This is a genomic window from Gramella sp. AN32, from assembly GCF_023718305.1.
GTDB lineage: Bacteria > Bacteroidota > Bacteroidia > Flavobacteriales > Flavobacteriaceae > Christiangramia > Christiangramia antarctica.
The window spans coordinates 13,346-35,668 of the sequence record NZ_QEYO01000017.1; the positions used below are offsets into that span (position 1 = coordinate 13,346).

Sequence of the window (22,323 nt, forward strand, 5' to 3'; positions counted from 1 at the left end):
TTGCACCTGCTTGTCGCAAAGGCAGGTCTGCAATCATGTAGGGCAATTAGCTCAGTTGGTTCAGAGCACCTCGTTTACACCGAGGGGGTCGGGGGTTCGAATCCCTCATTGCCCACAAAAAAGGCTTCCTAAATGGAAGCCTTTTTTATTTTGAAAACTTTACTCTTTAATCTATAAAATTCCCCGACGGCTCAGCCTCGGGGTTTCCTCTTCACCTCTCCTTCGGGAGAGGTCAGAACTGCTTTTTCGCAGTTCTGGGTGAGGGGAAATACAAAATTTCGGTTTGACCCGGAGGCCAAAATGAAACCGGCAAAATACCCCTACGGCTTGCCTCGGGGGGATAGTCGGTTTCAAGAAATTTTTTATTAAGTACGGAAAACTTATATTTTCAAAAGTTTGGTGGTCATTGTAAAATTCACAAGTTCACCTACAGTATTTAGATCCAGTTTTTTCTTAATATTTTTTTTGTGTTGCTCTACGGTTCCGACTGAAATAGTAAGAATTTCTGCAATTTCACGGCTCATTTTACCCGTAGCTAACACCACCAGTATTTCTTTTTCTCTTTTTGTCAATAGGTCCAGTTTTGGATTTTCATTCAATGTTTCTTCCAGAAAAATTGAATCTTTCTTTGAATTAAGTATGGCAAGATCTATTGTAGCCTTTAGTTGTTGATTATTGTAAGGCTTGAGTATATAAGCAAATGGTAAGGTCTTCTGTGCTCTTTTAATTATTTCTGAATCAGAATAGGCGGTAAGGTAAACAACAGGAACAATTTTAAATTTTGCTAATTCTGAAATGATTTCAATTCCGTCTTTCTCATCGTTAAGATTAATATCTGCTATGATGATATCATAATCGTTCTCAGTAAAAAGGCGTATGGCATTTTTATAATTCTTAGCTGAATCAATATTTGCATAATTATTTTTTGATAATTGAGTTTCTAAGTCTTTGGTAATTATAAACTCATCTTCAATCAATAAAATATTTAACATTTATAGGTAGATATTTAGGTCTAGCAATATAGCCCTTAAATAGGAATTCTAATAATATTTTCAGTGCCATCAAATGAATTTACCAGTATATTCCCATCAAGTTGTTCGACCATTTCCCTTACCAATTCAACTCCCAGGGTATTATTTTTAGTGATATCATCCTGTTGATACCCCTTTCCATTATCCTTTATAATTAAAATTAAGTAGTTCCCTTCCACAGTTGAGCATATAAGTAGCTCATTAGTTTCCGAAGTTTTTTCGAATGCATATTTTGTGGTATTGGTTATCAATTCATTCAATATTAAACCGATCATGGTTGCATTAAAATTTAATGCGGACAGGTTAGAATTCAAACGAAATACCGTCTTGAATTTTAAATTTTCGTCATCAGAAAGGGACTCAATTATAACTTCACTAATATGTCTTATAAAGTGGTCAATTTCTAAAATTCCATTGTCATGGGGAGTTTTGTTTTCTATTTGCGAAATTGTTAGAATACGATTTTTAGCTACCCTCAAGGCGCTACTGGATTGCTCCTCCTCCATGTTGTTAGCCTGGATATTTAATAAACTTGAAATGATTTGAAGATTATTTTTTACGCGGTGAGTGAGTTCACGCATTAAAAATTCAATATTATTTCGCTGTTTTTCAACATCACTATAGGCCTTTTCCAAATCCTTATTCTTTTGTTTGATCTCTTTGGTCCTGGTATTCACTTGCATTTCAAGTTTAAGGTTGTCTTTTTTAATTTTTCTTGTTTTATAAAGATAAAAGACTCGAGTTGCCAATAAAAAAAGAAGTACAAGTAAGATTTTAAACCATAGGGTATTATACCAGGGCGGGACGATTTTGATAAATATCGTATCAATATTTTCATTCCATTTTCCTTCATCGTTGCTGGATTTTACTTTGAAAGTGTAATTACCGGGATTTAAATTAGTATAAGTAGTGCTCCTATTCTTTGTTGCGGGTCTCCAATTCGCATCGAATCCTTCCATTTTATAGGTGTAAAAGGATTTTTCCGGATTTAAGTAACTAATCCCCGTGAAATTTAAGGTGATTACATTTTCATCACTTCTAAATTCTAAGGTATCGGTATAAACAGCATTTATATCTATTGGCTTATTAAACAATTCAATAGATTCAATATGTGTTCTTGGTATATAAGGATTTTCAATTATCTCTTCAGGTTTAAAAATATTAATTCCTGAAATTCCTCCAAAATAAAAATTACCAAACTCATCCTGATATCCTGCCTTACCATTGAATTCATTATTTTGAAGTCCGTCACTACTTGTAAAATTTTTAAAAGTATTATTTTTTATATCCAATTCAGAAATTCCATAATTAGTGCTTACCCAAATATTATCATCTGGAGCAATTAATATCGAGTAGATAAAATCGTTTGGAAGTCCTTTTTGTTTGAAAAAATGTTCGCTTTCATGAGTTTTTGCATTAAGTTTTGTAAGTCCTGAATTGGTTCCTAACCATATATTACCTTTTCGATCCTCTTTGATAGCAAATATTCGGTTGCCTGAAAGTGGTCCATTTTCACTATCCTTTGAGAAAAATCTTTTAATTTCACTTTCCTTATTTACTTTATATACTCCTTCCTCGGTTCCCAGCCAGATGCTACCTTCGCTATCAATTAAAGAAGTCCTGGCTCTATTGATTCGTTTTTCGTCAATTAGAATTTCGTTGAACTCTTCCTTTTTTATGTTATATTCATAAATCCCACCGGTCCAGGTGCAAACCCATAGTTTCTCTTTTGAAACCGGAATAATATTTATTACATCATTATCCTTTAAATTCCCACTACTTATTTTTTTGAAACTATCTGTTTCAGAGTTATATTTCAATAGGCCAGTAGTAAAACCTCCACTCCAAATTTGACCATTTAGGTCTTTGGCAACAGTGTATATCAAGGCATTATAGGGAATGTTATATAATTTGAAATTGTCATTCTTATGAAAATATTTTACAATTCCCCATTTACTTCCAATCCATAAAGTTGAGTCTCTGCCTTTTAAGAATTGGAATGAGCTTATATTTTCTTTATTAGGATACTCGTCTAATTTTATTTTTATGGTATTAAATTTCTTTTGATAGCTATTATAATGTATCAAGCCGTCTCCTTCAGTACCTAACCATATATTCCCTTTATCATCCCCAATAATGTTGTTAATGTCAAAAGTTTTTAGTGTCCTATTGAATTGATTGGTAAAAACTACTGAAGTAAATTTTTCGGTTTTAAAATTGAATTTATAAAGCCCGATCTCTGTTCCTAGCATTAAAGTTTCAGGATTGAACATGTAAAAACATTTAACTGAAGCTGTTTCAAAAATAAGATCTGGTTTTTTATCCTTGTGAAGTTGAAATAATCCAGATTTTGTGCCCGCCATAATTAGGTCATTAGCTTCAAACAAATAAATATCTTCGGCCTCTTCAAGAATTTTTGTTTCTTCAATTTTATTATTATTTAAATTAAATTTCAAAATCCCCTGGGATGTGGTGCCAAACCAAACTTCATTATCTGATATAGGTAAAACACTGGTAACAGCAATATCCCTGTTATTTTTGGGTAAAGCTATTACGGTATAAGTTTTTTTTGCTCTTTCATATTTGACTATATAATTTTTCAAAGCAAACAATAATGTACTATCATCCAAAAAAAAGACGTCATAGCCTGTATTGAGGTTTGTATTTATTTTTTTTGAGTCAAGGTTAAAATACTCCATTTTTGAAGGTTCAAAACCAACAATACCTTTAGAGTTTGTTGCTATCCAAAGTGTATCGTTGGTGTAGAGTAGACCACGAATATGATCATCGGGAATAGAAGAATTATCTTCTGGATCATGGAGAAGTGCCTTAAATTCATAACTATTGAATTTATGAAGACCATCCTCAGTACCTGCCCATAAAAACCCCTCGTTATCTATAGCCAGATCCTTTACATTTAATTGCAATAATCCCTGATCCTGTCCAATATAATTAGCATAAAGTGTGTCTTGCTCAAAAACAGTTTGCCCAATTGTGGAGAAGCTAAAAAATAGAATTAAAAAACTGAGGAGAAACTTAGGCTTAGAAAAAAGATCATTTTGCGGTTTGATGAATACTAATATTGAAAATTACCAAAATTATTCTTGTTAAATATACCTAGTTATGGGTATTGGCGAAGAGTGTAAATTAAGATATTTTTAACAATACTTAAATATGTAATAGTAAAACAGAACCAAAGGGTATAATAGGATTATCTAAAATCAGCAAAAAATTACTTTTAATTTATTTCGCTTTTATTCCCATAATCAATTATTCCATTTAACTAAAAATCATGAAAAGATTACCTGCACTACTTTTACTAATCATTTTTATGGGATGTTCTAAAGACGATCCTTCTGATTCTATTATTGGAGGAGAAAATTAATATCATCAAAACGAGGAAGTGGTCGAAAATGTAGTCGTACTGCTGGAAGAAAACTCTACTCTTCTATGTTCTGAAACTGATTTATTGAATGGTATTTATATTATTAAAATTAAAATGCTGTTCTTCTTTCTATCAAAATGGTATGGAATTGTATAGGCTGTAACTACCGTTGCTAACACATTGGGATATTAGGCGCTAGAATTTAAAGGTAGTCATTTAATATTTTTTTCGAATTCAAATTAGCCGGTGAAGATGTTGCTTTACTCCTCCTGTAGCCTTAAATTTGAATTTGGTTTTGGGTGATTAGCTCAGTTGGTTCAGAGCACTACCTTGACAGGGTAGGGGTCACTGGTTCGAATCCAGTATCACTCACAATTTAGAATAAGTTAGGTTATTCAGTAATATAATCTTTATTGATGCTTTCTAAAACCCTTTCCAAAGCCATGGCTCTGGAACCTTTTATTAGGAAATAGCAATTTTTGAAATTGATCTCCTCCAGATGTTTTTTTAAATCTTGAATAGTCTTGAATTTGAAAATATAATTATTCGAAAACACTGTAGCATTAAAGTTTTCCCCCAATAAGTAAGTTTCTTTAATATTACCCTCGGAAATTAATTCAACAATCGCCTGGTGTTCTTCCGCCGAGGTTTCTCCCAACTCATACATATCTCCTAAAATGGCAATTTTTTGCTTTTTCGTTTTAAGGTTCTTAAAATTGTGAATAGCGGCAGTCATGCTGGTGGGATTGGCATTATAGGCATCCAGAATGATAGAATTGCTTTGATGATTAATTATCTGTGACCTGTTATTATCTGGGGAATAATTGGCAATAGCGCTTTGGATCTCAAAAAATTCCACTTTAAAGTACAATCCTATGCAAAGTGCTGCAGCAATATTTAAAGCGTTATAACTCCCGGTGAGCTTACTTTTAAAATGGGTTTGGTTGTAGAAAACTTCAGCATATTCACCGCTCTCGGTATATTCCACCTGAACATCGGCCTCGCGCGTTTCACCAAACGTAAAGGTATGGCTGTAGTTATGATGTCTTAACTGCACCTCATCATCCAGATTTAAAAAGATCATTTTTTTATGGTCCTGTAAATGCCGGTATAACTCAGTTTTAGATTTTATCACTCCATCCAGGCTTCCAAAGCCTTCCAGATGTGCTTTTCCAAAATTGGTAATGTAACCATAATCCGGATCTGCAATCCTGCAAAGAAATTCGATCTCGAAGGGATGATTTGCTCCCATTTCTACAATGCCAATTTCTGTGCTTTCATCCATAGACAAAAGGGTGAGTGGAACGCCAATATGGTTGTTTAAATTACCTTTTGTGGCAACAACTTTAAGTTTCCTTGAAAGAACAGCATTGATCAATTCCTTAGTAGTGGTTTTACCATTACTACCCGTTATCGCCAAAATTGGAAGTTTTAAGTACTTTCGATGGAATGTGGCAAGTTGTTGTAAAGTATCCAAAACATCTTTTACCAGAATATAACTTTCATTATCCTTGGCAAGATTTTTCTCATCGACTACAACATAGCGTGCGCCTTTTAAAAGAGCTTCTTCAGCAAATATATTTCCATTAAAGTTTTCACCTTTCAAGGCGAAAAACATGCTTCCTTTTTTAATATTTCGGGTATCTGTATCTACCTTTTTGCAAAGAAGGTAGCGCTGATGTATTCTGGCTATATTCATGAATTAAAACTATAAAAAAAGCCCTAAACATGTTAGGGCTTTAAGTTTAATTTATATAATAACTATTAGTTACGTGCAGTTTTGTTTTCAGACAATGATTTTGAACCTACCCGTGACATGGCATTTCTAAATCCAATATAATCTGTAGCCATATCCTGAGGGAAATATCGCCTTTGTGCAGGATCTAACCAGTAAGCCCGATCTCTCCAGCTACCACCTTTGTAAACACGCACTTCATTACTAATTAAAGTAGTCCTTTTTTCTTTATCATAACCTCTAGCTTCTACACTTTCAGTGCTATCGTCATAGGTGATATTATCATATTTTGGAGAATTATACATTCTTTTGCTGGGATCATCTTCAATTTCCTGAAATGGCTGAAAATACCTACTGGAGCTTTTATCCCCATCACGATAGTCTCTCTGATCACTATCAGTATAATTCGTTCTCATGTATGTATCTTCCTCTGTAACCGGGACCTGCGCAATTTCACCCGGTAGATTTCTTGCCACAACTTTCCCGTTGCTTAAAGTGTCAAATACAATATTGTCAGAAGTCACAACTTCTACAGTGCCATCCTCATTAATAGCGTTCTTGGTATACACGTTTCCACGGTAATAGTTAAAATCGTTAAATTCATCATCTACAATGGGTCTGTAAACATCGGCTACCCATTCAGCAACGTTTCCTGCCATATCATATAAGCCAAAATCATTTGGGTCATAAGATTTTATTTCAGCAGTTATATCAGCTCCATCATCACTCCATCCGGCAATTCCACCATAATCTCCGGCTCCTTGCTTAAAGTTGGCTAACTGGTCACCCATTTTTTTAGCATCGCCATTACGAGTATATTGCCCATCCCATGGGTATTTTTTTCTTCCGCGATAAATGTTATAATTTCTGATACCAACCAGGCCTAAAGCGGCATATTCCCATTCAGCTTCAGTAGGCAGGCGATATTCCGGATAAATTAAGCCGCTTTCCCTACCAGCATAAACTTTTTTGATTGGATTGCCTTCGGCATCAACATCCGCTAAACGATCGGTAACTTTCTTACCCTGGTTCAATTCTGTATTTCCGCCGTATGTCTTTGTAGGGGAGTTAATATAAGTTTCTGTATTAAAAGTGGTTCCGGGTTCAGAATTATATCTGGCATTATCTGCTAAGAAACCTTCCTTTTCCAGTCTTTTCTCATTTACACGATCTGTTCTCCATTTACTGAATTCAACAGCCTGGATCCAGCTAACTCCAACTACAGGATAGTCGGCATAACCCGGATGACGTAAATAATTGGTCACCATGGTTTCGTTATAGCCTAAACGGTTCCTCCAAACTAAAGTATCTGGTACAGCACCATAATATATGTTACGATAATTGTCTTGTGTGGGTGGGAAAACACTTTTCAACCAATCAAGATATTCTAAATACATCTTATTGGTAACCTCTGTCTCATCCATATAAAAGGACTGGACATGTTGTTGGGTTGGAGAGTTGTTCCAGTCGTGCATGGGATCATCCTGTACACGTCCCATTGTGTAGGTTCCTCCTTCAACAAATACAAGGCCTGGAGCAGCATCCTGCTCTTTAAAATCGGTATTATACTGGAAGCCTCCATCTTTGGAGTTTATATCCCAACCAGTGGCGCGGGAAGTATTTTTGTAGTTGTCAGATTTATTACAACTAAGTAAACTAACACCACAAATCACAGCAATAATGGCTTTTGAAGCTACATTGAATTTCATAGTATGTCCTTCTTTATGATAGAAATTTAGGCTTTGCAATATACTAATTAACGCAAAACCAGCAAGATTATTTTGTAAATACTAAATCATTAAAAATCAATCTAACTGTTTGATATGCTTAACAGTAGCTTAAATTTTCATCTTATTTTTTGAAATTACTCCTTCTGAATTTCATTTCAGGCAAATTTAAACGAAATATTGGATGATAAATTGTTGTATCCATGGAAATATTCTGAAAATTAACGCTCCTTCGCTGCCTAAACAATATTTTTCTATTTTTAAGGTTATAAATAAAACCCAAATTAATTTTTCTTTAAATTTTTTTAGAATAATTTGAATTAAGAAGGCATTTTCGCGTGGAGGTTCTTTCTTAACAGGAATATTACTATATATTTGTTTATCATTAACTACTATAATGAAAAAAATTACTTTCTTCTTTTTAGCGGCAGTTTTATTTGTCGATTTTTCAGTGATATCACAAGAGCAAAGGGATAGGGTTATTACCACCGCAGTGCCATTTTTACTAGTAGCTGCCGATGCACGAGCTGCTGGAATTGGTGATCAGGGTGTGGCGACTTCTCCAGATGTTTTTTCCCAACAATGGAATTCAGCAAAATATGCTTTTGCTACCCATGAAAATGGTGTAGCTGTTTCATATACCCCCTATTTAAGTGATATTGTTAATGATATTTTCTTAGGAAGTTTAAATTACTTTCATAAAATTAATGAAAAAAGTGCAGCTGCGGCCAGTCTTCGTTATTTTAGTTTAGGTTCCATTGAAACCCGATTGACCTTTGAAGAAACTCCAATTATTGTAAATCCTAATGAGTTAACCTTCGATATTTCCTACGCATTAAAGTTGAGCGAAACCTTTTCTACGGCGGTGGCCATGAGGTATTTAAGATCAGATCTTGGTCTTCAGGACAATGAAGATCTGGGTGCAGCATCAACTTTTGGAGTAGATGTGAGTGCTTTTTACCAAAGTGAACAGTTAACGCTGAGTAATTTTGACGGTGTATGGAGACTGGGGGCAAATATCCAGAATATTGGCCCAAAAATGAAGTATGATGATGCCGGTCAGGAAAATTTTATTCCAACGAACTTAAAAGCAGGGGCAGGATTTGACTTTATATTTGATGCAGATAATAAATTAGGTACTTACCTTGAAGTAAATAAACTTCTGGTTCCCACACCCCAGGATTTTGATGGGGATGGCGATATTGATGCTGAAGATGATGATGAATATAATAATATTGGTTCTATTTCGGGGATCTTTAAATCATTTGGAGATGCACCTGATGGTTTTTCTGAAGAAATAAAAGAATTTACTTTAGCCTTGGGTGCAGAATACTGGTACCGTGAGCAATTTGCCCTTCGTGCAGGTTATTTTAATGAAAGTGAAGAAAAAGGCTTCAGGAGATTTTTATCTGTTGGTGCTGGATTCGTGTATGAATCTATTATTATCGATGCTTCTTATTTGTTTTCGACTTCTGCCGTAAGTAGTCCCTTAGACGGTACGCTACGTTTTGGATTAAGCTTTAATTTTGGCGATCAATACTAGGTCTTTAAAGTTTAGCTTTTCCGGTTGCCCACAGGGAAACTTTCCCTTATCTTGTATTTCCAATAATTTAGGATGAAGCCATTTACCATTACTTCCAGATTGGAAGTTTACGATTCATTAGATGAACTTGATGCTCATGTTCAGGAGTTAATGCATAAAGCCATTGAAGTTAGAAATAATGCTTATGCCCCTTATTCTCAATTTAAAGTGGGGGCGGCGGTTCAATTGGCAAATGGCGAAATGATTTTAGGGAGTAACCAGGAAAATGCTTCTTATCCTTCGGGGCTCTGTGCCGAGCGAACTGCTGTTTATGCAGCCGGGGCCAATTACCCAAACGAAAAAGTCAAGGCTATAGCTATTTCAGCAAAGTCCATGAAACACCGTATAATTTCGCCGGTTCCGCCCTGTGGCGCATGTAGACAGGCCTTGGTCGAGTATGAAGTAAAGCAGGACGAAGCGATAGAATTATATTTTATGGGGGAAACAGGAAAGGTGATAAAGGCAGATTCAGTGAAGGATTTACTCCCTCTTGTATTCGATAATTCCTGTCTATAAGGTTTTCGTTATTTTTTTGGTATAAAACTGTTTTCGTTTCTTATTGAAAATAGTATTTTTGTTATCCGTTCGGAAAAATCAAAGTGTCCGGCCTTAAAAAACTCTAAATGAAGAAAATTACAAAAGCCACTTATTTGAAGTGGTACGAGGATATGCTTTTTTGGCGCAAATTTGAAGATAAGCTTGCGCAGGTGTACATTCAACAAAAAGTACGGGGATTTTTACATTTATATAATGGCCAGGAAGCCATCCTCGCCGGCGCATTGCACGCGATGGACCTTGAGAAAGATCGTATGATCACTGCTTATAGAAATCACGTGCAACCCATTGGAATGGGCGTGGATCCTAAAAGAGTAATGGCCGAGCTTTATGGGAAGAAAACGGGAACTTCAATGGGTCTGGGTGGCTCTATGCATATATTCGCCAAGGAACATAGATTTTACGGAGGTCATGGGATTGTTGGAGGACAAATTCCTTTAGGTGCCGGACTCGCCTTTGCAGATAAATATCATAAAAGGGATAATGTAACCCTTACATTTATGGGTGACGGTGCGGTTAGACAGGGGTCTCTTCATGAAACCCTAAACATGGCGGTGAATTGGAACCTTCCTGTGGTATTTTGTGTTGAGAATAATGGATATGCTATGGGAACCTCCGTAGCGAGAACTTCCAAAGGAACAGAGATCTGGAAACTGGGGAATGGGTACGAAATGCCCTGTGGACCGGTTGACGCGATGGATCCCGTTAAAGTTGCTGAAGCTTTAGACGAGGCAATTACCAGGGCAAGAAAAGGAGAAGGACCTACTTTCCTTGAGTTAAAAACCTATCGTTACAGAGGTCATTCCATGAGTGACGCTCAAAAGTACCGAACTAAAGATGAAGTTGCCGAGTATCAAAAACTCGATCCCATCACCAAGGTTTTGGATATTATAAAAGAGAAAAAATACGCTTCAGAAAAAGAGATCAAAGAGATCGATAAGCGCATAAAAGATAAAGTTGCTGAATGTGAGAAATTTGCAGACGAATCAGATTTTCCTGATAAATCTGTAATGTATGATGTGGTATATGAACAGGATGATTATCCTTTTTTAGCACATAAATTAGATTAAAAATATGGCAGAAGTAATTAAAATGCCACGTTTGAGCGATACCATGGAAGAAGGTACCGTTGCAAAGTGGCTTAAGCAAAAAGGGGATAAAGTAGAGGAAGGCGATATTTTAGCTGAAATTGAAACCGATAAGGCCACTATGGAATTTGAATCATTCTATGACGGAGTTTTGCTCCATATTGGAATAGAAGAAGGCGGTACTGCGCCGGTAGATCAACTGCTTGCCATAATTGGTGAAGAAGGTGAAGATATTTCTGATCTTATTAGCGGAGGATCTTCAGAAAAGGAAGAGAAAAAGGAAAGTTCAGAAAAAGAGGAAAAATCTGATAAAAAATCTTCTGATGATAATAATAATTCTGAAGATGATTCAGAAGAAAAAGAGTCTTCCGAAGAGGAAGAGTCAGAGGATGAAGATAGTGATGATGAAGGCGGGATTCCCGAAGGTGTTGAGGTAATCAATATGCCACGGCTTAGCGATACTATGGAAGAAGGGACCGTTGCTTCATGGTTAAAGCAGGAGGGGGATAAAGTTGAAGAAGGCGATATTTTAGCTGAAATCGAAACCGATAAGGCTACCATGGAATTTGAATCATTCTATTCCGGGACGCTTTTGAAAATTGGAATTCAGGAAGGGGAATCTGCGAAAGTAGATACGCTTTTGGCAATTATTGGACCGGAGGGAACCGATGTTTCCAAAATTGGTAAATCTGGCGGTGCTAAAAAAGCAAAAAAATCAACATCTTCTGATTCAGATAAGAAAGAGGAAAGTTCCTCTAAAGAATCTTCAAAAGAGAAAGAAGAAACTTCAAAATCAAGTTCTTCAACTTCAGACAAAAGGATTTTTGCTTCTCCTTTGGCCAGGAAAATGGCTGAGGATAAAGGAATTGACCTGGGAAGTGTAGATGGTTCTGGAGAAAATGGACGAATTGTTAAAAAAGATATTGAGAATTATAAAGGTTCCGCAAAATCAGAAGAAAAATCTGCTGCAAGTGAAACTGAAGCCAAGAAAACAACGGTAGCTGCTGCACCTTATACTCCGGCGGGAAAAGAAGAATTCGAAGAGATCAAGAATTCGCAAATGCGTAAAACCATTTCAAAACGTCTGGGGGAATCTAAATTTACCGCACCTCATTATTATCTTACTATTGAAGTAGATATGGCCAACGCCATGGTTTCTAGAAAAAATATCAACGAGATCCCAGATACCAAGGTTTCTTTTAATGATATGGTGATTAAAGCTACGGCTATGGCGCTTAGAAAACATCCAAGAGTGAACAGCCAATGGACAGGTGATCTTACCAGAATTGCCAAGCATATCCATATGGGCGTTGCTGTTGCTGTAGATGAAGGCCTTGTGGTTCCTGTTTTGAAATATGCTGACCAGATGTCGTTAACGCAAATTGGCGCAAATGTGAAGGATCTGGCAGGAAAGGCGAGAAGCAAAAAAATTCAGCCTTCAGATATGGAAGGAAGTACTTTCACGGTTTCTAACTTGGGAATGTTTGGAATCGTTGAGTTTACCAGCATTATCAATCAGCCAAATTCTGCAATTCTTTCCGTGGGAACTATTGTAGAAAAACCAGTGGTGAGAGATGGACAGATCGTGGTTGGGAATACCATGAAGCTTACGCTGGCCTGTGACCATAGAACGGTAGATGGAGCAACGGGGGCAGCCTTTTTACAAACCTTAAAAATATATATGGAGAATCCGGTTACAATGTTAGCTTAATCGATTCTTTAAATAGTTTTAAATCCCGCTTCTCGCGGGATTTTTTATCTTTATAGCTATGAGAAATTATCAAAAATCACTAAAGACATTTATCCTTTTTTCTTTTTTATCTTTATTGATTTCCTGTTCTGCACAGGAACCTATTCCGGTGAAAGCCATCACCGCTCATGAAATTGAAAAAGATCTCACCTTTTTATCTTCTGATGATTTAAATGGGAGAAAAACAGGAACTGAAGGGATTGAAAAAGCTGCTGAATTTATCGAGGAAAGGTTTAAAAAATTAGATTTACCAGCTTATTTTGAAAATTATCGTGATGATTTTAAGATCGATGAGATCGATGGTTTTAACATGGTAGCGGTTTTGGAAGGAAATGATGAAAACCTCAAAAATGAGTTTATTTTGATTGGCGCGCACTATGATCATATTGGAAGCAGTAAACCGGTAGAAGGTGATTCTATTGCAAATGGTGCCAATGATAATGCCGCAGGAACCGTTGGGGTTTTACAATTGGCGGAAGTTCTGGCCAACTCTCAATCCAATAAACGCAGTATTATTTTCGCATTGTTTTCAGGAGAGGAAATGGGATTGAGAGGCTCCCAACATTTAGCGGCAAGGCTTAAGTCTGAAAATTTAGATCTTTATACCATGCTTAATCTGGAAATGATTGGTGTTCCCATGAAAGCGAAAGATTACGAAGCCTATGTTACGGGATTTGAAAATTCAAACCTGGCTGAAAAGTTCAATGAATATTCTAACGATAAAAAGATTTTGGGATTTTTACCCCAGGCAAAACAGTTAAACCTGTTTAAAAGAAGCGATAATTATCCTTTCTATGAGCAGTTGAACATTCCGGCGCAAACTATTTCTACCTTCGATTTTTCAAACTATAATTACTATCATCATGTAGATGATGAAATCCAGTTTATGGATCCTGAACATATGGCCAAACTTTTAAATGATCTGGTTCCCGGAATTCAAAAAATGGCAAATACTTCAGCCAAAGAAATCACATTGAATGAGTAAGAAAAATATCATAATTACCGGAACCAGTAGGGGGATTGGCTATGAAATGGTTTCAATACTAGCTGAAATGGGACATAATATTCTGGCCCTTTCCCGGAATGAGAATCCGGTTTCTGCTCTTAAATTGAAGAATGTCACCAGCTTTCCTTTCGATATCAGTAAAAAAGATCATATTGACAAAGTTGTAGATTTTGTATCTACGGAATGGGAACATGTAGATGTGCTGATCAATAATGCCGGGGCGCTTTTAAATAAACCTTTTTCTGAAAGTACTGTTGAAGATTTCAGAAAAGTGTACGAGGTAAATGTTTTTGGAGTGGCTGAGGTTACCAGAGTATTACTTTCATTCATGGACAAAAATTCTCATGTCCTTAATATTAGTAGTATGGGTGGCATTCAGGGAAGCATGAAATTTCCCGGGCTTGCCGCTTATAGTTCCAGTAAAGGTGCGTTAATCACACTTACGGAATTACTTGCTGAAGAATTTAAAGATAATGGCCCATCGTTTAATGTGTTGGCGTTAGGCGCTGTGCAAACCGAAATGTTAGAAGAAGCTTTTCCGGGATATGAGGCGCCGGTTTCAGCGAAACAAATGGCCGGATATATTGCAGATTTTAGTCTTCACGGTCACAATTTATATAATGGGAAAGTCCTGCAGGTTTCAAACAGTACACCTTAAATGAAAGAAATTCTTGCCAGATATCTTCCTTCAAATGCGGTTCATCCTATAACTGAATTGATTAAATTGAATGGGGTACATTTAAAGATTGTAAACGAAAGAGTGACCCGTCATGGCGATTATCGAAGAATGCCAGATGGTTCCCAACAAATCACCATTAATTCCAATCTTAATCCATACAGATTTTTGATTACAACGGTACACGAAATTGCACATTTAATTGCGTTTGAAAAGTACGGCAGAGGTATTAAACCTCATGGGCAGGAATGGAAATTTTGTTTCAGGAATTTAATGTTACCTTTCATTAGACCGGAAATTTTTCCGGAATCATTGCTGCCGGTGATTGCAAATCATTTTAGAAATCCAAAAGCGAGTAGCGATACCGATGCAAAACTTTCTATAGCGCTAAAAAGTTTTGACCAGGAGAATGATAAAAACTATATTTTTGAAATTCCAACGGGAAGTCTTTTCAGAATATATAATGGTAAAAAATTTAAAAAAGGGCAACGCAGAGTTAAGCGATACGAATGCCTGGAAATAGAATCCGGAAAAATTTATTTATTTCAGCCTAATGCTGAGGTAGAACTTTTAAAAACATAATATGACTGGCACTAAAAGGGATAATTATTTCGCAATAATCATGGCTGGTGGTGTGGGTTCCAGATTTTGGCCGGCCAGTAAGGCATCGCATCCGAAACAATTCCTTGATATTTTGGGAAATGGAGAAACCTTGTTTCAAACAACTTTTAAGCGGCTAAAAAAAATCATTCCTGCAGAAAATATTTATGTACTCACCAATGCTGCATATGTTGAGATGATCAAGGAACAAATGCCCAATATTAAAGATGAGCAAATAGTTCCGGAGCCTGCCATGAGAAATACGGCACCAAGTATCTTGCTGGGTACCTTGAAAATTCATAAAAAAAATCCCCATGCGATTACCCTTGTTGCTCCAAGTGATCATCACATTAAAGACGAAGAAAAATTTACTGTTGCCGTACAACAGGCTTTTGATAATGTTGAAGAGAAAGATCGATTGATTACCCTTGGTATAACACCAAATAGTCCAAATACCGGCTATGGCTATATTAATTTTGATACTACAGATGGAACCTCAATAAAAAAAGTAAAAAAATTCACGGAAAAACCTACACTTAAAAGGGCTGAAAAATTCCTGGAAGATGGCGATTATCTCTGGAATGCCGGAATTTTTGTTTGGTCCACAAAATTTATCCTGAAATGTTTTAGGGAATTCCTGCCTGAAATGGAGAGCTTAATGGCAAAAGGAGAAAAATTTTTCAATGAAAAAAATGAGCAGGAATTTCTCGAGGAGTATTATCCTCAAGCTGAAAACCTTTCCATAGATTTTGGGATCATGGAAAAAGCTCATGAAGTATTCGTGATCCCGGTCGACTTTGGCTGGAGTGATTTGGGTACCTGGACCTCTTTAGATGCCCAATTGCCAAAAGATGAATCGGGGAATTTATTGGTGCATTGTCGTGTCCTTGCCGAGGATTCAGAGAATAATATTATCTCTAGTAAGAATAAAAAAATAATCGTGCTCAAAGGCCTTTCAGATTATATCATCGTGGAAGATGATGAGGTGATTTTGATCGTTCCAAAATCTGAAGAACAATATATCAAAAATCTTAGGGGCAAAGTTATAGACGAATACGGTAAAGAACTTGGTTAGAAATGACAGAATCTGAAAATTTAGAAAATTCACAGGTCAAACCGAAGGAAAAAGAACTTTCTGAAGACGCCAAAAGGATCACCCGGGATACCAGGAATTTTTTACGCCGTCTTTTGGATATTCGTGATGACACTGATAGAGAATCTACGATTGAAGCCGTAAAAAAGGATATTTCCTTTAAAGGACACAATGCCTGGATCCTAATTTTCTCTATTTTCGTCGCTTCTATTGGACTAAATGTTAGTAGTACCGCTGTAGTGATTGGTGCTATGCTTATTTCTCCATTAATGGGTCCTATTGTGGGTATTGGAATGGGGATTGCCATTAATGACGTGGAAACTTTGAGACGATCTTTTTCCAATCTGGGAATCATGGTAATTCTTAGTGTACTCACCGCTACCGTTTATTTTTTCATATCCCCCGTTAAACTCGAAACTCCTGAAATTATTGCCAGGACATACCCTACGATCCTGGATGTTTTGGTAGCTATTTTTGGTGGCCTTGCATTAATTGTGGGGAAAACTAAAAAAGGTACAATTGTGAGTGTAATCTTGGGGGTTGCCATTGCAACAGCCCTGATGCCTCCATTATGTACGGTAGGTTATGGAATAGCCAATGCTAATTGGGAGTACGCAATTGGTGCGCTTTATTTATTTTCCATCAATGCGGTTTTTATCGCGCTTTCCACCTTTGTCGTATCAAAGTTACTGGGATTTCCCTTGGTGCGCTATGCAAATAGCAAGAGAAGAAAAAGGATTGCACAAATAGCTTCCCTGATTGCTTTTATTGTAATGATTCCCAGTATTTTTCTTTTTATAAATCTCCTCAACAAACAAATTTTTGAAACTAAAGCCAGCCAGTTTTTATCCTCTACGGTTAAATTTGCTGGCACAACAACTATTAAATCTGATTTAAATTACGAAGGAAAGCAGCTGGATGTCTATTTATTGGGGAATCGCGTAACTGATGAAACGATTCAAACTTGGGAACAAAGCATGAATGAGATTGAAGCGCTTAAGGAAACCAAATTAATTATCCATCAGGGTGAACATTCAGCGGGCCAGGATATCAATCAAATTTCTTCGGAAGTCCGTAGTGGCATTCTGGAAGATCTTTACATTAAGAATCAGGAGGTTCTGCAAAATAAAGATAAACGCATTGAATTACTTGAAAATGAACTTTCTAAATATAGAGGGGACCAGTTCTCCTTTGTAGAACTGAGCAAGGAAGCTAAGATCAATTATGAAAATATAGAAGAGATAGGGTATTCAAACCTTATTTCAACGAATTTTCAGAAAACCGATACGATACCAACATTTACGGTAACTTGGGACAAGAAGTTGAACAATGTACAGGTGCGAGAGCAGGAGGCTAAGTTTAGAGAATGGATGAAAATAAGACTTAAATTAGATACGCTCGCTATTAAGAACGTAAGGTAATTAGTAACCTTTCAGCTGTGCTTCCCTTACCTTTTTAAATAAATCTGAAGAATAAACAAAATCGGTCACGGTTTCATCGTCTGTTTGAAAGATCTCATCTTTGGTTCCTTTCCAGGCAAGTAAACCTTCTTTTAGAAAAGCAATACGTTCACCAATTTCCAAAACCGAGTTCATATCGTGGGTGATGATTACCGTGGTAATTTGATTTTCGTGAGTAATTTTCTGAATAAGTTTATCGATGACAGTTGCGGTAGTTGGATCCAGCCCGGAGTTGGGTTCATCGCAGAATAGATATTTCGGTTCGTTAACAATGGCACGTGCAATGGCCACCCTTTTTTGCATTCCACCACTAATTTCCGAAGGCATTTTATCTTCTGCACCTTCAAGGTTCACTCGATCCAAAACCTCCCGCACCCTCGCCATGGATTCTTTCTTTTTCTGTTTGGTGAACATTTTAAGCGGAAACATAACATTTTCAGCTACGGTCATAGAATCAAAAAGTGCTCCTCCCTGGAAAAGCATGCCAATATCCTTCCGAAGTTCTCTTTGTTCTTCATCAGAAAAATTAGAATATGGCTTCCCGTCATATTTAATAGTGCCTTCTTCAGGTTTAAAGAGGCCTAACATACATTTCAAGAAAACACTTTTTCCAGATCCTGACTGGCCAATGATCAGGTTTGTTTTTCCTCTTTCAAAAGTATAGTTGATACCTTTTAATATCTGTTCTCCTTTGAACCCTTTTTTTAAATTTTCAACTTCTATCATAATCCTAGCTCAATAATAATTGGGTTACAAAATAATTGGTAACGATTAATACAACACTGGTCCAAACAAAAGAGGTGGTGGCTGCCTGTCCCACTTCCAATGCCCCACCTTTCATATAATATCCATGATAGGCAGGAACTGTAGATAAAATAAAAGCGAACAATAAGGTTTTTACAAAAGCATAGACCAGATGAAAAGGAATAAAATCATCTTGCAGACCAAGAATAAACTGGTCTGACGATACAAATCCACCGAAAACAGCTGCAGAATATGCCCCGGCTATGCCTAAAAACATAGATATTGCGATCACAAATGGATAGGTGAACATGGCAACAATCTTTGGAAAGATGAGGTAGTTTTTTGAATTGATCCCCATTACTTCCAAAGCATCGATTTGCTCGGTAACTCTCATGGACCCGATACTGGATGTAATAAAGGATCCAACTTTTCCAGCCATAATAATGGAAATAAAAGTTGGGGCAAATTCAAGGATTACAGATTGCCTGGCCGCATAGGCTACAAGCGTTTTTGGTATTAGAGGATTGTTTAGGTTTAGTGCAGTTTGAATGGCGACAACCGCACCTATAAAAAAGGAGAGAAAAGCAACAATTCCCATGGATCCTAAAATGAGGTCATTTATTTCTTTAAAAATTAAACTCCTAAGGACTGATCCTTTCGTCATACGTCCAAAAACTCCCTTAAGCATTAAAAAATATTCCCCAATGGAGTATAAATAGGTCATCAATTCATTTTTGAGAAGCTAAAATACTAAAATTTCTTTCTAAAGTATTTAACGACGAATTAAAGTTTGGCCTTTATAGTTTTGTATTTTTGGAGGACTTTAAAATTATTTTTGAGCATGAAAAAGTACATTTTCACTATTCTATTCTTACTTTCTGTAGTTAATATAAAAGCACAATCTAATGAAGAAAGGCCAAAATTGGTAATTGGTATCGTGGTAGACCAAATGCGTTATGATTATTTGACCAGATTTTGGGATCAATATGGCGAGGGAGGTTTTAAAAGAATTGTAAATGATGGATTTAATTTTAAAAACAATCATTTTAATTATGTGCCAACTTACACAGGACCAGGTCATGCATCCGTATTCAGTGGGACGACACCTGCAGGTCATGGGATAATTAGTAATTCATGGTTCGATAAGTTTGAAGGGCAGTATGTGTATTGTGCTTCAGATGATTCGGTCACTCCGGTGGGGACAAAGAGTAATGCCGGAAAAATGTCCCCACACAGAATGCTAACTACCAGTTTTGCTGATGAAAACAGGTTATTTACGCAGCTGAAAGGAAAAACAATTGGAATTGCACTAAAAGACAGGGGGGCGATTTTACCTGCCGGGCATACAGCGAATGCTGCTTACTGGTTTCATGGAAGTGATGAAGCGCGCTGGATCACCAGTAGTTTTTATATGACTGAACTTCCTCAATGGGTACAGGATTTTAATAATTCTGGAAAAGCGAAAGAGTATTTAAAAGTTTGGAATCCCATAAAAGACATAAAATCCTATTCTCAAAGCGGAATTGACGAAAATACTTTTGAAGGTGGTTTTGCCGGTCAGGATAAAGCGGTTTTTCCTTATGATCTCAAAAACCTGGCTAAAGGAAACGGAAATTATGAACTTATAAAAGCCACGCCTTTTGGAAATGATCTTACCGCTGAATTTGCTAAAGCGGCAATTTTAGGCGAACAATTAGGGAAAGACAATATTACCGATGTTCTCACGCTAAGTTTTTCAAGCACCGATTATGTGGGGCATAATTTCGGGGTCAATTCAAAGGAAATTGAGGATACCTATATCCGCTTGGATATGGCTCTGGCAGATTTTCTTTCTTTCCTGGATGAAAATGTGGGAAAAGGAGAGTATACGTTATTTCTCACTGCAGATCATGGTGGAGTGGATGTTCCGGGATATTTAAAGTCTAATAAAATTCCGGCAGGATATTATAACGAAGCAGTTTTGCGCGATTCTTTATATCCTTTTGTAGAAAAGAATTTGGGTAAAGATCTAATTAAGAATATCTCGAACGGACAGATTTTCTTCGATTACGATAAAATGAGCGAGTCAAAAGTTGAGTTGGTTGAAGCTCAAAACAAAATCGCACATTTTCTCCTTCAACAGGACAATATCTATAAGGTTTTCACCCGGGAGCAAATGCAGAATACTGAATTTACCGAAGGTATTGCCAGTAAAATTCAAAATGGTTTTAATCAAAAACGGAGCGGGGATGTGATCTATCTCTTAGATCCCGGGTATATCGTGTATTCCGAAACAGGATCAACCCATGGTAGCGGCTACTCTTATGATACGCATGTGCCTTTGCTTTTCTTTGGAAAAGGGATCAAAAAAGGGAGCAGCACAGAACTTTCTGAAATCCCCGACATCGCACCAACCATATCTGCATTGTTAGGGATCGAATTTCCTAATGGAACAACCGGCCATCCTTTAAAGGCATTATTGGATTAACCTTTAAGTTTATTCTTGATATTTTTCCAGCGGAAATCTCTAATGAATTCTCCTTCTTCTTCGGAAACAAGGAAATTGTCGTTTCTTTTTTTCGCATTAAAATACCCAATGCTATAATGCAAAAAAGCAAACGGATTCATTTTTTTCGCGGCAAGTTTCGCGGAAGCGATTAGACTCAATCCCGTTCCGTAACGAAGTTTATAGAAAGCTTCTCCCTGTTTATGGGCAGCATTCTGGTGATAATTTAAACCGGTAGGGCGAAGATGTTTTACGATGAGGGATTCATCGGTTAGGATTTTCCAGCCATGAAATCTGGCCACCAGTTCATCGGCCGTATCCCAACCCATGGAAGGTTTTAGTTTTCCAATCTGGATAAAACAATTCTTGCGATAGGCTTTTAAAGCACCACGAATATGATCTTTGCCGGTGAGGTTCTCAATTTCCCATACTTTTCCTTTTAAGACGGAGCAAAAACCACCTACCATTCCAATACTTTCATCGCTTTTAAAATGCTGCAGCATTTTCTCCAGATAATTTTCAGGGAAAATGAGATCGGCATCAAATTTACAAATGATGTCATAATCTTCAGGAAGTTCGTAATATCCTTTATAGAAAGCGTCTATAACTTTACTTCCCGGCGCATGTTCCGCAGAACTGCTATTTTCTACCAATTCGATAAAGGGATATTTAGCGGCAAAATCTATGGCAATTTGGGAGGTGTTGTCTATAGAATTATCGTCCACCACAACAACCCTATCTGGCTGTACAGTCTGGTCTACAAGTGATTGAAGGGTTTTAGCAATATATTTTCCTTCGTTATGGGCAGGTATGACGATATAAATTTTCAAGAAATTGAAATTTGTGAAAGACTAATATAGGAATATCCTGAAAATAAAAGCTGCTTAAATCCTTTCGGCGTACACTGCGTAATATCGAGGCGTGAATTTTCTTAAAATGGGACGGATACCTATTTTGTTGACTGGATTGTTCCATTTTATACTTTCCTTAATGTGCCAGCCGCTTTTTTCAAGTAACCAGTCAAACTGCCAGTCTTCAAATTCATGATAATGCCTATCCCACTTATCGGTTTTACTTTGATACGCTGGCGAAAACCATAATTTTAAAGGAACAGTGGTGACCAGCTTCGTAGCCTGAATATCTTTTAAAACGTTGAGAGGGGCCAGTAAATGTTCGAAAATTTCAAAAGCAGTTACAACCTCATATTTTGAAGTTTTTACGGCATCAGTTACCAAATCGAGATCTTCGCCGGTAGTATTTGAAACATGATATCCATTTTTTCGCATAATTTCTGAAAATGGATTTTCTACACCAAGATCCAGAATTTTGGCAGGTGGTTGCACATTGGATAGTAAAAACTGAAGGGTTTTGGAATAACGCTTTTCAGGATAAGTATTCTCGTACAT

18 protein-coding genes and 2 tRNA genes are annotated in these 22,323 nt (G+C 36.8%); 12 read left to right on the forward strand and 8 right to left on the reverse strand.

Going from position 1 to position 22,323, the window contains the following annotated elements; translation table 11 throughout:
• Positions 1 to 40: 40 nt before the first annotated feature.
• Positions 41 to 115: transfer RNA gene (locus DHD80_RS15695), tRNA-Val, on the forward strand.
• 265 nt (positions 116 to 380) lie between these two features.
• On the opposite strand, the gene DHD80_RS15700 is transcribed toward DHD80_RS15695, so the two are convergent.
• A complete protein-coding gene (locus tag DHD80_RS15700; protein WP_251742413.1) occupies positions 381 to 992 on the reverse strand; it encodes a response regulator in 612 nt (203 codons plus the stop codon).
• Between the two features lie 35 nt (positions 993 to 1,027).
• Positions 1,028 to 3,958 (reverse strand): two-component regulator propeller domain-containing protein, encoded by a 2,931-nt coding sequence (locus tag DHD80_RS15705; RefSeq protein ID WP_251742414.1) that lies wholly within the window; start codon positions 3,956 to 3,958, stop codon positions 1,028 to 1,030.
• A 755-nt stretch (positions 3,959 to 4,713) separates the two neighbouring features.
• Between DHD80_RS15705 and DHD80_RS15710 the strand changes: the two genes are divergently transcribed.
• Positions 4,714 to 4,788 (forward strand) — tRNA-Val (locus DHD80_RS15710).
• Between the two features lie 19 nt (positions 4,789 to 4,807).
• Here the strand turns inward: DHD80_RS15710 and murF are convergent.
• Together murF and gldJ are read right to left on the reverse strand one after the other, a co-directional pair.
• Positions 4,808 to 6,115 carry a UDP-N-acetylmuramoyl-tripeptide--D-alanyl-D-alanine ligase gene (gene murF, locus DHD80_RS15715; RefSeq protein ID WP_251742415.1) on the reverse strand — a complete coding sequence of 436 codons (1,308 nt, stop codon included), beginning with the start codon at positions 6,113 to 6,115 and terminating at the stop codon, positions 4,808 to 4,810.
• 65 nt (positions 6,116 to 6,180) lie between these two features.
• Positions 6,181 to 7,860: a gliding motility lipoprotein GldJ gene (gene gldJ / locus DHD80_RS15720; protein WP_251742416.1), complete on the reverse strand. Its 1,680-nt coding sequence runs from the start codon at positions 7,858 to 7,860 to the stop codon at positions 6,181 to 6,183.
• Between the two features lie 415 nt (positions 7,861 to 8,275).
• Between gldJ and porV the strand changes: the two genes are divergently transcribed.
• The 9 genes from porV to DHD80_RS15765 all read left to right on the forward strand — a co-directional run bounded on the left by porV (position 8,276) and on the right by DHD80_RS15765 (position 17,649).
• A complete protein-coding gene (gene porV, locus DHD80_RS15725; protein WP_251742417.1) occupies positions 8,276 to 9,421 on the forward strand; it encodes a type IX secretion system outer membrane channel protein PorV in 1,146 nt (381 codons plus the stop codon).
• A gap of 72 nt (positions 9,422 to 9,493) precedes the next feature.
• A complete protein-coding gene (gene cdd, locus DHD80_RS15730; protein ID WP_251742418.1) occupies positions 9,494 to 9,976 on the forward strand; it encodes a cytidine deaminase in 483 nt (160 codons plus the stop codon).
• 107 nt (positions 9,977 to 10,083) lie between these two features.
• Positions 10,084 to 11,085, forward strand: coding sequence for a pyruvate dehydrogenase (acetyl-transferring) E1 component subunit alpha (gene pdhA, locus DHD80_RS15735; protein WP_251742419.1), 1,002 nt, complete (start codon positions 10,084 to 10,086; stop codon positions 11,083 to 11,085).
• 4 nt (positions 11,086 to 11,089) lie between these two features.
• The gene (locus DHD80_RS15740; protein ID WP_251742420.1) at positions 11,090 to 12,814 is read left to right on the forward strand and encodes a pyruvate dehydrogenase complex dihydrolipoamide acetyltransferase; all 1,725 of its coding nucleotides are present in this window, start codon (positions 11,090 to 11,092) and stop codon (positions 12,812 to 12,814) included.
• Positions 12,815 to 12,872: 58 nt separating this feature from the next.
• Positions 12,873 to 13,838 (forward strand): M20/M25/M40 family metallo-hydrolase, encoded by a 966-nt coding sequence (locus DHD80_RS15745; RefSeq protein ID WP_251742421.1) that lies wholly within the window; start codon positions 12,873 to 12,875, stop codon positions 13,836 to 13,838.
• A complete protein-coding gene (locus DHD80_RS15750) occupies positions 13,831 to 14,517 on the forward strand; it encodes an SDR family oxidoreductase (protein ID WP_251742422.1) in 687 nt (228 codons plus the stop codon). Before DHD80_RS15745 ends, DHD80_RS15750 begins: the two co-directional genes overlap by 8 nt.
• The gene (locus DHD80_RS15755) at positions 14,518 to 15,117 is read left to right on the forward strand and encodes a SprT-like domain-containing protein (RefSeq protein WP_251742423.1); all 600 of its coding nucleotides are present in this window, start codon (positions 14,518 to 14,520) and stop codon (positions 15,115 to 15,117) included. It abuts the gene before it with no gap.
• Between the two features lies 1 nt (position 15,118).
• Positions 15,119 to 16,210 (forward strand): mannose-1-phosphate guanylyltransferase, encoded by a 1,092-nt coding sequence (locus tag DHD80_RS15760; protein ID WP_251742424.1) that lies wholly within the window; start codon positions 15,119 to 15,121, stop codon positions 16,208 to 16,210.
• A gap of 2 nt (positions 16,211 to 16,212) precedes the next feature.
• Positions 16,213 to 17,649, forward strand: a complete 1,437-nt coding sequence (locus DHD80_RS15765) for a DUF389 domain-containing protein (protein WP_251742425.1) — start codon at positions 16,213 to 16,215, stop codon at positions 17,647 to 17,649.
• Here the strand turns inward: DHD80_RS15765 and DHD80_RS15770 are convergent, their stop codons facing one another.
• Positions 17,650 to 18,414: an ABC transporter ATP-binding protein gene (locus tag DHD80_RS15770; RefSeq protein WP_251742426.1), complete on the reverse strand. Its 765-nt coding sequence runs from the start codon at positions 18,412 to 18,414 to the stop codon at positions 17,650 to 17,652.
• 4 nt (positions 18,415 to 18,418) lie between these two features.
• Positions 18,419 to 19,156, reverse strand: coding sequence for an ABC transporter permease (locus DHD80_RS15775; RefSeq protein WP_251742427.1), 738 nt, complete (start codon positions 19,154 to 19,156; stop codon positions 18,419 to 18,421).
• A 117-nt stretch (positions 19,157 to 19,273) separates the two neighbouring features.
• Here DHD80_RS15775 and pafA point away from each other — a divergent pair, with 117 nt between their 5' ends.
• Positions 19,274 to 20,899: an alkaline phosphatase PafA gene (gene pafA / locus DHD80_RS15780; RefSeq protein WP_251742428.1), complete on the forward strand. Its 1,626-nt coding sequence runs from the start codon at positions 19,274 to 19,276 to the stop codon at positions 20,897 to 20,899.
• Here pafA and DHD80_RS15785 read toward each other — a convergent pair.
• On the reverse strand, positions 20,896 to 21,747 hold the full coding sequence (locus tag DHD80_RS15785; protein ID WP_251742429.1) for a glycosyltransferase family 2 protein: 852 nt from the start codon (positions 21,745 to 21,747) through the stop codon (positions 20,896 to 20,898). The genes pafA and DHD80_RS15785 overlap by 4 nt on opposite strands.
• 54 nt (positions 21,748 to 21,801) lie before the next feature.
• On the reverse strand, positions 21,802 to 22,323 hold the full coding sequence (locus DHD80_RS15790) for a methyltransferase domain-containing protein (RefSeq protein ID WP_251742430.1): 522 nt from the start codon (positions 22,321 to 22,323) through the stop codon (positions 21,802 to 21,804).

What these genes read in the sequence shown, in the direction of transcription:
- DHD80_RS15790 (WP_251742430.1), bottom strand. Translation starts at nt 22,323, where the DNA reads ATGTACGAGAATACTTATCCTGAAAAGCGTTATTCCAAAACCCTTCAG.
- DHD80_RS15750 (WP_251742422.1), top strand. Translation starts at nt 13,831, where the DNA reads ATGAGTAAGAAAAATATCATAATTACCGGAACCAGTAGGGGGATTGGC.
- cdd (WP_251742418.1), top strand. Translation starts at nt 9,494, where the DNA reads ATGAAGCCATTTACCATTACTTCCAGATTGGAAGTTTACGATTCATTA.
- DHD80_RS15745 (WP_251742421.1), top strand. Translation starts at nt 12,873, where the DNA reads ATGAGAAATTATCAAAAATCACTAAAGACATTTATCCTTTTTTCTTTT.
- gldJ (WP_251742416.1), bottom strand. Translation starts at nt 7,860, where the DNA reads ATGAAATTCAATGTAGCTTCAAAAGCCATTATTGCTGTGATTTGTGGT.
- DHD80_RS15775 (WP_251742427.1), bottom strand. Translation starts at nt 19,156, where the DNA reads ATGACCTATTTATACTCCATTGGGGAATATTTTTTAATGCTTAAGGGA.
- DHD80_RS15760 (WP_251742424.1), top strand. Translation starts at nt 15,119, where the DNA reads ATGACTGGCACTAAAAGGGATAATTATTTCGCAATAATCATGGCTGGT.
- DHD80_RS15740 (WP_251742420.1), top strand. Translation starts at nt 11,090, where the DNA reads ATGGCAGAAGTAATTAAAATGCCACGTTTGAGCGATACCATGGAAGAA.
- DHD80_RS15755 (WP_251742423.1), top strand. Translation starts at nt 14,518, where the DNA reads ATGAAAGAAATTCTTGCCAGATATCTTCCTTCAAATGCGGTTCATCCT.
- porV (WP_251742417.1), top strand. Translation starts at nt 8,276, where the DNA reads ATGAAAAAAATTACTTTCTTCTTTTTAGCGGCAGTTTTATTTGTCGAT.
- DHD80_RS15765 (WP_251742425.1), top strand. Translation starts at nt 16,213, where the DNA reads ATGACAGAATCTGAAAATTTAGAAAATTCACAGGTCAAACCGAAGGAA.
- pdhA (WP_251742419.1), top strand. Translation starts at nt 10,084, where the DNA reads ATGAAGAAAATTACAAAAGCCACTTATTTGAAGTGGTACGAGGATATG.
- DHD80_RS15770 (WP_251742426.1), bottom strand. Translation starts at nt 18,414, where the DNA reads ATGATAGAAGTTGAAAATTTAAAAAAAGGGTTCAAAGGAGAACAGATA.
- murF (WP_251742415.1), bottom strand. Translation starts at nt 6,115, where the DNA reads ATGAATATAGCCAGAATACATCAGCGCTACCTTCTTTGCAAAAAGGTA.
- pafA (WP_251742428.1), top strand. Translation starts at nt 19,274, where the DNA reads ATGAAAAAGTACATTTTCACTATTCTATTCTTACTTTCTGTAGTTAAT.
- DHD80_RS15700 (WP_251742413.1), bottom strand. Translation starts at nt 992, where the DNA reads ATGTTAAATATTTTATTGATTGAAGATGAGTTTATAATTACCAAAGAC.